We start from the raw sequence: 8,306 nt of genomic DNA, 5'->3' as shown, positions 1-8,306 counted from the left end.
TACGACGAGGAGCAGAACCGGGACGCGAACCTCTCGGTGATCGGCGAGCTGTGCGTCGAGCTCTACGCGCCGCGGGACCGGACGTCCCTGCTCGGGGCGTCGTTGCAGCGCTTCGGGCCAGGGTGGCACTCCTTCGAGTGGCAGGTCCCGGACCTGGCGGCGGCGAAGGCCGCGCTCGACGCCCGCGGCGTCCGGGTCACGACCTACCGCCCCGGCGAGTTCCTCATGACCCATCCGGCGGACTGCCACGGGATGCTGCTCGAGCTCTGCCCCCTGGACATGCCGAACGACCCCCGCCTGAAGCCGGGGTGGAGCGCGGAGCCGTGGCGCGCCCACCCGCTCGGGGTGGCCGGGCTGACCGCGATCTCGGTGGCCGTGCGGGACCGGGAGGCCGCGACCGCCTGGCTCGTGGATCTCGTGGAGGGGGCGGAGGTGCTCTCCACGGAGCCCCGCACCGAGGCGGACGCGACCCGGGTACGGGTGGCGGACCACGTCGTCGAGCTGGTCGGGTCCCGCACCCCGGACGGCCCGGTGGCCGCGTACATCGGGCGCTGGGGCCAGCGGCTGCGGTCCGTCGAGCTCCGCGTCCTCGATCTCGACCGCGCGGCGAAGCACCTCGCGGACCAGGGGCTGGGCGTCGTCCCGGGCAGCCGCGACGGCGCGATCGCGGTGTCCGCGGAGGACATGGCCGGGGTCCGCTGGGAGTTCGCGGAGTGATCAGCGGCCGGGGGACGTGTGCCGCGGTGGAGCGCCCGGCGTCCCTTTCCGGTGATCACGAGAACCCAGGCGGCTCAGGTCCCCCTTCCGGTGATCTCTAGTGCCCGGCCGGGCCGTCCTCCGGGAGGCCGCGGTAGCGCCGCGCGCTCGCCAGCTGCGGGACGTGGTTCGTGTCGTACTGCTCGATCCACTCCCGCGGGAGCCGCTTCCAGGCCTCGCCGACCCGCAGCTTCTCGCCCGTGCCGAACCGCTCGGAGCCGACGACATCGCCCACGAACAGGGTGCTCTCGTCCATGTCCAGGGTCTTCACGACGCGGGCCTCGACGTAGCAGAGGGCGTCGAGCAGGATCGGCGCGCCGGTGACGCCCGGCTTGGTCCGGAACCGCGAGAGCTCGTCGCCGTCCCGGCCCGAGCTGCCGCCCAGCCCCTTGAGGATCTCCAGCGAGCCCTCCAGGGCCTCCTCCGGGGCCGCCGCCAGCAGGTGCATGACGAAGACACCGGAGTTGAGGACCATGTCGTGCGTCTTGTTGTACTTCGTCAGGCTGATCGTCACGCGGGGCGCCTCGGGGACGATGCTGGCCGCGCCCGCGGACAGCGAGATGAGGCCGTTCACCTCGTCGCCGTCGATCGTTGTGACGGCAACCGGAAAGGGCCGCAGACCGGACAGCGCGTAGTTCGCCGCATCGAGATCAACTGACATGTCCACTCCCAGACCACACGACTGCGAGGTCGAGACAGACCCCGGGAAACCACTCTTCTGACATTATGTACACGAATAAAGACACAGGTCAACGTTGTGCATCAACGGTTCGGTGAATAGGCTTCTGACGATCTGGTCAGGACGTGACGGACGGGCGCGCAACGACGTGGCCGTTCAGCAGCCCGCGCATGATCGCGTCCAGCATGAGGTCCACGATCGCGTCGTTCGACGCGTCCTGACCCGTCTCGAGCACGGCGTCGGGCATCCGGTCCAGCACCGCGACGAACACCCCCGCCGCGACGTCCAGATCCAGCGGGTAGTCCCGTTCGACCTGCATCAACAGCCGCACCGCCGCCGCGTGCACCGCCGAGTTGCTCCGCTCGGCCGCGGCGACGAGACCGGGATCGGTGAGCCCGCCCTCCACCCAGGACCGGAAGACGCCGACGTAGTGGCGATGGAACGGCACGAAGTCCGCCAGCCACGCGCGCAGGGCCGCGCGGTCCGCGGCCTCCTCCCCCGTGAGCTCCAGGGCCGCGAGCCGTTCGGCCAGCCCGGCGGAGATCACGCGCGCCTCGGTCGACAGCCTCCTGAGCAGGTCCAGCTTGTCGTCGAAGTACTTGTAGAAGGTCGCGCGGGCGAACCCCGCCTCGGTGACGAGGTCATCGACCCCGGTGCCGTGGTACCCGCGTTCGGCGAACAGTCGGGCGCCGGCGGCGACGATGTCCCCGACCGTCGCGGCCGCCCGGGCGCTCAGCTCCGGAGCCGGCGCGATCTCGACGGGATCGGCCACCGGGCGCAGCGCGGGGCGCGACCTCACCGGCGGGAGCTGGACGAACACCTCGGACGGCGTGTCCGGGAACAACATCAGCTGCATCGCCACGGCGAGGCCGTCCGTGGCCTCGTCCAGCGACGGGAGGGGAACGTTGCCGCGGTGGCGGAAGTAGTTGAACCGGTGCACCAGGCTGGTCAACGCCAGCGAGGCGGAGTCCGGGTCCATGTCCTCGACCCCGCTCGACGCCAGCCTGGACGCGATCCGCGCGTTGTAGGAGCGGACGAAGCCCAGCACCATCGGCTGCACCGCGGTCCCCGGCGTGTCGATGTTGGCCCACTGCACGAACATCGTGGCGTAGCGGTCGTACACCCAGGCCCACTCGCCCAGCCACCAGTGCAGGTTGTCGAACCCCTCGGCGGTCGGCCCGAGCGGGCCGAGCCGGCGCACCACCCGCATCAGGGCGGCGCCGCACTCGTCGAGGAGTTCGACGAAGATCTGCTCCTTGCTCCCGAAGTACTGGTAGAGCGTGGCCCGCGAGGTGCCGGCGGCCTTCGCGATGCTCTCCACCGACGTCCCGTGGAAGCCGTGGGTCTCGAACAGCTTCAGCGTCTCGGCGACGATCCGCCGGCGCGTCTGCGCACCACGACGGCCAACCACCGGGCTCGAGGGCCAGTAGCCGTCACGTCGCAGGATCTCGCCGTCTGACACGTTGTCCATAGTAGGCGTCCAGGCCGGTCCGGGCCTCGTGGGCCGGGGTCCGCGGGGCGCGCCGCCCCCGGTCGTCGACACGATCAGGAGGGCAGCAGGAAGTCCGCGGTGGCCATGAGCGCCGTGCGCTCGCCACCGACCGCCGCGGTGAGCGACACTGTGACGAGCCGGCCCTCGGGCCCGGGCTGCACGGCGGTCACGACGCCGGAGCAGGTGAGCACGTCGCCCGGGTAGACCTGGTCCCGGAACCTGACCCCGAAGCGGCGCACGTTCTCCGCACCGAGCCAGTCCACCGCGTATCCGGCCAGCAGGGCCGCGACGTGCATACCCTGCGAGAACACCGACGGGTAGCCGGCCGAGCGGGCCATCGCGTCGTCGTAGTGCATGGGGTTCAGGTCGCCCGAGGCGCCCGAGTACCGGACGAACATCCGGGTCGTCAGGGGCCCGTACTCCGCGGCAGGGGCCTGCGTCCCGACCTCGACGTCCGCCAGCTGAGTGCTCACGACTTCCCCCCGGCCGCCGGCGCGGCGGCCCGCTCGATGAAGGTGCCCCGCGCCTCGGCGACCAGCACGCCGTCGAGGTCCCGGAACTCGGTCACGACGACGCAGAAGTTCATCTCGCCGCCCCGCTTGCCGGGCTTCGAGTAGCGGTCCTCCACGCGTTCGACGGCGCGGAGCTCCTGCCCGGCGCGCGGCGGCGGCCCGTGGAAGACGTACTCCTGCTCGCCGTGCAGCAGGCGCCGGCGGTCGAAGCCCACCTCGACCCTGGCCTCGTCGGGCCGCCACAGCGCCGCGCTCGCCAGGAACGTCGGCGGCACGATCGCGTCGGGCCCCCGGTAGGCCGGATCCTCGCTCTGCATGGCGGCCGCGAACTCGGCGATCTTGCCGCGCTCGACGACGACCTCGAACTCCGCCCCTCGGGCACCGACGGGTGCTGCCTCGCTCATCGACTCTCCTTCGGTCCCAGTGCGGTGACACGCTACGTCAGAAAGTCGACAGGGTCCACGACCACGCACCGCTCTGCGCTGCTTGCCAATCGGTAGACGTGTTGTCAGAATAGCCGGGTCCAGCCGTCGCGGCGCCGCGAGCACCGCCCGGTTCACCAGTGCGGTGCCCGGCACCGCGGAGCGGGAAGAGCTGCCACGTGCGGATCCACGACGATCTCCTCATCGGCGGGCGACGGCGCGCGCCCGAGGGCGGCCGGACCCTCGAGGTCCGATCCCCCGCCACCGAGCAGCTCGTGGGCCGGGTGCCCGAGGCCGGTCCGGCCGACGTCGACGCCGCGGTGACCGCCGCGCGCCGCGCGCTGGAGGCGGGGGCCTGGCCCCGCACGACCCCGGCCGAGCGCGGCGAGGTGCTGGGCCGGCTCGGGAAGCTGCTGCGCGGACGGACCGAGGAGCTCGCCACCCTCATCTCCGACGAGGTCGGCTCCCCCCGACGCTGGGCGGTCACGGGGCAGGTCGGCACGGCGCTCGGGGTGCTGCACGTGCACCGCGGGATCGCCGGCTCCTACCCGTGGGAGGAGACCCGACCGTCGCTCATGGGCGGTTCGGTGCGGGTCCGCCGGCTGCCCGTCGGGGTCGTCGGCGCGATCGTGCCCTGGAACGCGCCGCTGTTCACCGCGGCGCTGAAGGTGGCGCCCGCCCTGCTCGCCGGATGTCCGGTGATCCTCAAGCCCTCCCCGGAGGCCCCGCTCTCCGCGTTCGTCCTGGCCGAGGCCGCGGCGGAGGCCGGTCTGCCGGACGGGGTGCTGACCGTCCTCCCCGCGGGCCCGGAGGGCAGCGAGCACCTGGTCCGGCACCCGGGGGTGGACGCGGTCAGCTTCACCGGCTCGACCGCCGTCGGCACCCGGATCGGCGAGCTCTGCGCCCGCGACGTGCGGCGCTGCACCCTCGAGCTCGGCGGCAAGTCCGCCGCCGTCCTGCTCGACGACGTCGAGCTGACCGACCGCGTCGTCCGCGAGCTGGTGGACGGCGCGATGGCCAACAGCGGCCAGATCTGCATCGCCCAGACGAGGATCCTCGTCCCGCGCTCCCGGCACGCCGAGATCGTCGAGGCGCTCGGCGAGGCCGTCGGCCGGCTGCGCGTCGGGGATCCCGCGGCCGAGGACACCGACCTCGGACCGGTGATCTCCGCGGCGGCGCGGGACCGGATCGAGCGCGCCGTCGACGCGGCGCGCGCGGGCGGGGCCCGGATCGTCGCCGGGGGCGGGCGTCCGGACCTGCCGGTGGGCCACTACCTGCGGCCGACGCTGATCACCGACGTGGAGCCGGCCGCCCCCATCGCGCAGGACGAGCTGTTCGGCCCGGTCGCCGTCGTCCTGCCCTACGACGACGAGGACGACGCGATCCGGATCGCGAACTCGACGCAGTACGGGCTCGCGGGGAGCGTCTGGACCGCCGACCCCGGTCGGGGCGAACGCGTCGCGGGCAGGCTCGTCGCGGGCTCGGTCGCGGTCAACTCGTCGGCCGCGATGGACCTGGGCAGCCCCTTCGGCGGGATGCGCCGCTCCGGCCTCGGCCGCGAGGGCGGCCCCGAGGGCGTCACCGCCTTCGTCGAACACCAGTCGATCGTCTTCCCGCCCGCCGCCTGAGCGCGGACGGACAGGCGACCCCGAGCACTACCGGCACAGGAGGAAAACGGACCGTGGAGACACTGGCAGCGGTGCTCTGGGAGCGCGATGCGCCCTGGTCGGTCGAGACCATCGAGCTCGACCCACCGGGCCCCGAGGAGGTCCAGGTCGAGCTGCACGCCTCCGGGATGTGCCACTCCGACGAGCACATCGTCACCGGCGACATGCCCTTCCACCTGCCGTGCATCGGCGGGCACGAGGGCGCCGGGGTCGTGCAGGCCGTCGGGTCGAAGGTCACCTCGGTGCAGCCCGGGGACCATGTCGTGTTCGGCTTCATGCCCTCGTGCGGGCGGTGTCCCTCCTGCTCGACGGGGCACCAGAGCCTGTGCGACCTCGGCGCCCGGCTCTACACCGGCCGGCAGATCTCCGACGGCACCGCGCGCCATCACGGCCGGGGCCAGGACATCGCCACGGCCTGCCTGGTCGGCTCCTTCGCCCACCACACCGTGGTGCACGAGGCCAGCTGCATCCGGATCGACCCGTCGGTCCCGCTGGACCGGGCCTGCCTGCTGGGCTGCGGGTTCGTCACGGGCTGGGGCTCGGCGGTCTACGCCGCGGACGTCCGCCCCGGGGACACCGTGGTGGTGGCGGGGGTCGGCGGCATCGGGGCCGCCGCCATCCAGGGCGCGAAGCTCGCCGGCGCCCGCGTGATCGTGGCGCTGGACCCGGCCGCCGCGAAGAAGGAGCAGGCGCTCGCGATGGGCGCCACGCACGTCGCGACGTCCTGGGAGGAGGCGCCGGGCATCGTCGCCGAGGCCACCTGGAACCGCGGCGTGGACAAGTTCATCGCCACGATGGGTCGCGGCGACGGCAAGCTCGTCCGCAAGGCGCTCGCGATGACCGCCAAGCGGGGCCGGATGGTCGTCACCAACATCCACCCGGCCGGCGAGCGCGAGGTCGCCGTCAACTTCATGGACCTGACGCTGTCCGAGAAGCAGATCGTCGGCACCCTCTACGGCTCGGCGAACCCGCGCGCGGACATCCCCAAGCTGCTCGAGCTGTGGTCGGCCGGCCTGGTCGACCTCGACGCCGTGGTCTCCCGGACGTACGCGCTCGAGGACATCAACGACGGCTACGCCGACATGCGTACCGGCAACTTCCTGCGCGGGGTCCTCCGGTACCCCGCGGCCGGCTGAGAGGCGGGATCTGCAGATGACCAGTACGGAGATCAGCAAGCCGGGCGACGAGCTCGACGACCTGACCTGGTGGACCCGCCCCGTCGAGGAGCGCGACGCGGTGTTCGCGCGGCTCCGCGCCGAGGACCCGCGGCCCTACGTGCTCGAGCGGGACCTCGCGGGCGAGCCCCGCGGCGGCGGCTTCTGGGCGCTGACCCGCTACGACGACGTGTGGGAGGTCAGCCGCCGGCCCGACGACTTCTCCTCCGGGCAGGGCACCACGATCTTCGACCAGCCGGCGTCGCTGCGCGAGTACCGCGGCTCCATCATCGACATGGACAACCCGGAGCACCAGCGGCTGCGCCGGATCGTGTCCCGCGGGTTCACCGCCAAGTCCCTGGAGCGGCTGCACGCCGACGTCGAGCAGGCCAGCCGGGAGATCATCGGCGCGGTGGCCGAGCGGGGCGAGTGCGACTTCGTCACCGAGATCGCGGCCCTGCTGCCCCTGCGGATCGTCAACGCGATGATGGGCATCCCGCAGCGCTACGAGCGGTTCATCTTCGACCAGACGAACATCGTCCTCGGCGCGAGCGACCCCGAGTACGTCCCGGACCAGACGCCGCGCTCGGTCGCGACCGCGGTGTGGAAGGCCGGCGAGGCGCTGTCCGACCTGCTGCGCGAGCTCGCGGCGGACCGGATCGCCGAGCCGCAGGACGACCTGATCTCCACCCTGGTCGCGGCGCAGGGCGAGCGGATGACCCCGGAGGAGCTCGCCCGCTTCTTCATCCTGCTGGTCGGCGCGGGCAACGAGACCACCCGCAACGCGCTGGCCCACGGCCTGCTCGCGCTCACCCAGTTCCCCGAGCAGCGCCGGCTGTGGCAGGAGGACCCGGACACGCACACCGCGGCCGCCGTCGACGAGGTCGTCCGGTGGGGGTCGCCCGTCCTGTACATGCGCCGCACCGTGACCCGGGACGGCGTGCAGCTCGGCGACCAGACCTTCGCCGAGGGGGACAAGGTCGTGCTCTGGTACCGTTCGGCCAACCAGGACGAGTCCTACTTCCCGGACCCGACCCGGTTCGACATCACCCGGGGGCACACCGCGCACGTGGCGTTCGGCGCCCCCGGCCCGCACCACTGCCTGGGCGCGAACCTGGCCCGGCTCGAGCTGTCCGTGGCGTTCCGGACGCTGTTCGAGCTGCTGCCGGACATCCGGGCTGTGGGCGAGCCGCAGTTCCTGCGGTCGAACTTCCTGCACGGGATCAAGCACCTGCGCGCCGAGTTCACGCCCGTGAGCGTGCAGGCATGACCGCCGTCGAGGCACCGGCTGTGCTGGTCACGGACGAGGGCGGGATCCGGCGGATCACGCTCAACCGGCCGGAGGCCGCCAACGCGCTGCGGCCGGAGGACCGCGACGGCGTGATCGAGGCGCTGCGCGAGGCGGACGGCGACCCGGAGATCCGCGTGGTGGTGCTCGCTGCCGAGGGCCGGCACTTCTGCTCGGGCGCGGACGTCAAGGCGCTGGCCCGCAGCCGTGCCGCCGGCGGCGAGAAGCGGGTCGGCGACGCCATGCGGAAGATCATGGACGGCGCGCAGGCGCTGATCGCCGCGGTGCTGGACTGCGGCAAGCCCGTGGTCGCCGTCGTGCAGGGCCCGGCCGCCG

At 72.9% G+C, this 8,306-nt stretch carries 9 protein-coding genes; 5 read left to right on the top strand and 4 right to left on the bottom strand.

The features are described from left to right. Positions 1-717: VOC family protein (locus tag JWP64_RS04300; RefSeq protein ID WP_297492489.1), on the top strand; the 717-nt coding region annotated here is incomplete at its 5' end. 97 nt (positions 718-814) lie between these two features. On the opposite strand, the gene JWP64_RS04295 is transcribed toward JWP64_RS04300, so the two are convergent. From JWP64_RS04295 to JWP64_RS04280, 4 genes are all read right to left on the bottom strand, one after another. Further along, the gene (locus tag JWP64_RS04295; RefSeq protein WP_297492487.1) at positions 815-1,417 is read right to left on the bottom strand and encodes a flavin reductase family protein; all 603 of its coding nucleotides are present in this window, start codon (positions 1,415-1,417) and stop codon (positions 815-817) included. 136 nt (positions 1,418-1,553) lie between these two features. Continuing rightward, a complete protein-coding gene (locus tag JWP64_RS04290; protein WP_297492485.1) occupies positions 1,554-2,897 on the bottom strand; it encodes a TetR/AcrR family transcriptional regulator in 1,344 nt (447 codons plus the stop codon). Between the two features lie 83 nt (positions 2,898-2,980). After that, on the bottom strand, positions 2,981-3,400 hold the full coding sequence (locus tag JWP64_RS04285; RefSeq protein WP_297492483.1) for a MaoC/PaaZ C-terminal domain-containing protein: 420 nt from the start codon (positions 3,398-3,400) through the stop codon (positions 2,981-2,983). After that, positions 3,397-3,843, bottom strand: a complete 447-nt coding sequence (locus tag JWP64_RS04280; RefSeq protein WP_297492481.1) for a MaoC family dehydratase N-terminal domain-containing protein — start codon at positions 3,841-3,843, stop codon at positions 3,397-3,399. Before JWP64_RS04280 ends, JWP64_RS04285 begins: the two co-directional genes overlap by 4 nt. Positions 3,844-4,040: 197 nt before the next feature. Here JWP64_RS04280 and JWP64_RS04275 point away from each other — a divergent pair, with 197 nt between their 5' ends. The 4 genes from JWP64_RS04275 to JWP64_RS04260 all read left to right on the top strand — a co-directional run. After that, positions 4,041-5,489, top strand: a complete 1,449-nt coding sequence (locus JWP64_RS04275) for an aldehyde dehydrogenase (RefSeq protein WP_297492478.1) — start codon at positions 4,041-4,043, stop codon at positions 5,487-5,489. A gap of 53 nt (positions 5,490-5,542) precedes the next feature. Further along, a complete protein-coding gene (locus JWP64_RS04270) occupies positions 5,543-6,664 on the top strand; it encodes an NDMA-dependent alcohol dehydrogenase (protein WP_297492476.1) in 1,122 nt (373 codons plus the stop codon). A 16-nt stretch (positions 6,665-6,680) separates the two neighbouring features. Continuing rightward, positions 6,681-7,952 (top strand): cytochrome P450, encoded by a 1,272-nt coding sequence (locus JWP64_RS04265; RefSeq protein WP_297492475.1) that lies wholly within the window; start codon positions 6,681-6,683, stop codon positions 7,950-7,952. After that, a partial coding sequence (locus JWP64_RS04260; RefSeq protein ID WP_297492472.1) for an enoyl-CoA hydratase/isomerase family protein occupies positions 7,949-8,306 on the top strand: 358 nt, incomplete at its 3' end. The genes JWP64_RS04265 and JWP64_RS04260, both read left to right, overlap by 4 nt.

It is taken from the genome of Pseudonocardia sp., from assembly GCF_025465255.1.
Lineage (GTDB): Bacteria > Actinomycetota > Actinomycetes > Mycobacteriales > Pseudonocardiaceae > Pseudonocardia.
The sequence above is the reverse complement of the archived record's forward strand: the minus strand, read 5'-3'. Positions and strand labels throughout refer to the sequence as shown.

What these genes read in the sequence shown, in the direction of transcription:
- JWP64_RS04295 (WP_297492487.1), bottom strand. Translation starts at nt 1,417, where the DNA reads ATGTCAGTTGATCTCGATGCGGCGAACTACGCGCTGTCCGGTCTGCGG.
- JWP64_RS04280 (WP_297492481.1), bottom strand. Translation starts at nt 3,843, where the DNA reads ATGAGCGAGGCAGCACCCGTCGGTGCCCGAGGGGCGGAGTTCGAGGTC.
- JWP64_RS04265 (WP_297492475.1), top strand. Translation starts at nt 6,681, where the DNA reads ATGACCAGTACGGAGATCAGCAAGCCGGGCGACGAGCTCGACGACCTG.